The organism is Neisseria sp. P0021.S006 (assembly GCF_051956895.1).
Window position 1 is genome coordinate 1 of the sequence record NZ_JBQCWZ010000356.1, and the last position, 1,430, is coordinate 1,430.

General features: G+C 49.4%; 3 protein-coding genes. All 3 read left to right on the plus strand.

Features of this window, described 5'->3' with window-relative positions; all coding sequences use genetic code 11:
• Nucleotides 1-291: hypothetical protein (locus ACTHUM_RS14065; protein WP_440403178.1), on the plus strand; the 291-nt coding region annotated here is incomplete at its 5' end.
• A gap of 162 nt (nt 292-453) precedes the next feature.
• Nucleotides 454-990, plus strand: coding sequence for a gamma carbonic anhydrase family protein (locus ACTHUM_RS14070; RefSeq protein WP_070461565.1), 537 nt, complete (start codon nt 454-456; stop codon nt 988-990).
• 39 nt (nt 991-1,029) lie between these two features.
• A partial coding sequence (locus ACTHUM_RS14075) for a Maf family protein (RefSeq protein ID WP_440403179.1) occupies nt 1,030-1,430 on the plus strand: 401 nt, incomplete at its 3' end.

Here is a 1,430-nt window from a genome sequence, read left to right on the forward strand (position 1 = left end):
TGTGAATATCCTTCATACAGTTTCAGACGACCTTCCGGCCGCCTTTATTTAAACAAGGTGGATTGGATAGATTTGAAAACGGACACGGGATGGAAGCCAAGGTTTGTGGGATTGGAAACCCACCAAACCTGGTTGAAAACAAACCATCGGGTTTCGTTATTTTATGAAATATTTTTTAAAAATATATATCATTCCAATTCAAATGGCAAGAGAATGGTTTGCAGCTACTTGCAACTACAAGATAATAACGGACAATTTTCCACCTTCGGCAAACAAGAGAGGCAGGCTTAACGGAAAATGATTCCTTAACCATAAAAAATATTGTTTACAAAGACATGACAACATCTCGGTAGACGCCGTCCTTGCCTCACCTGCGTCAAAACGGCATACTTTCGCCATACCGAGCCGCAGGTCGTCTGAAACCTGCCACACTGTCAAAAAGGAAGAAACAACATGAACCCTATCCGCCCCTTCTTAGACCATACTCCGCAAATTCACGAATCCTGCCTCATCGACGAAACCTCCGTCATCATCGGCGAAGTATCGCTTGCCGAAGACGTATCCGTTTGGCCGTATGCCGTGTTGCACGGCGACGTGAACAGCATCAGCATCGGCGCGCGCAGCAATGTACAGGACGGCAGTGTCTTGCACGTTTCGCACAAAAACGCGGAAAAGCCCGAAGGCTCACCCCTTATCATCGGCGAAGACGTAACCGTCGGACACAAAGTCATGCTGCACGGCTGCCGCATCGGCGATCGTGTGTTGATTGGGATGGGTACGATTATTCTGGACGATACCGTCATCGAAGACGACGTGATGATAGGTGCAGGCAGTTTGGTGCCGCCACGCAAACGTTTGGAAAGCGGCTATCTCTATGTCGGTTCGCCCGTCAAACAAGTCCGCCCGCTGACCGAAAAAGAAAAAGAATTTTTGAAATATTCTTCCGCGCATTATGTGCGGCTGGCAGGCCAACACAAGCAGTCAAAATAATTTTCAGGCGACCTTATATCCCTTAAAAAAGAAAGTTTTATGCACACACTCTACCTAGCCTCCGGCAGCCCGCGCCGCCGCGAAATTTTGGAAAACCTAGGATTCAAAGTTATCCGTATCCCTGCCGACATCGACGAAACGCCGCATTCCGACGAAAAAGCCGCCGATTATGTGCAACGTATGGCGCAGGAAAAAAATGCCGCCGCTGTCGAGCAATGGTTTGCCGCACACGACGCGTCGCCCGAATATCCGATTCTGACTGCCGACACTACGGTCGCCTATCAAAACCACATCCTCGGCAAACCGGAAACCGAAGCCCAAGCAGCCGAAATGCTCGCCCGGCTTTCAGGGCAGACGCATCAGGTGCTGACTGCCGTATGCGTATATTGGCAAGGGAAAATGCACGGCGTTTTGCAAACCAGCGATGTACGTTTCAAAAC

Excerpts from the sequence above, each read along its gene's own strand:
- ACTHUM_RS14070 (WP_070461565.1), top strand. The coding sequence starts at position 454 with ATGAACCCTATCCGCCCCTTCTTAGACCATACTCCGCAAATTCACGAA.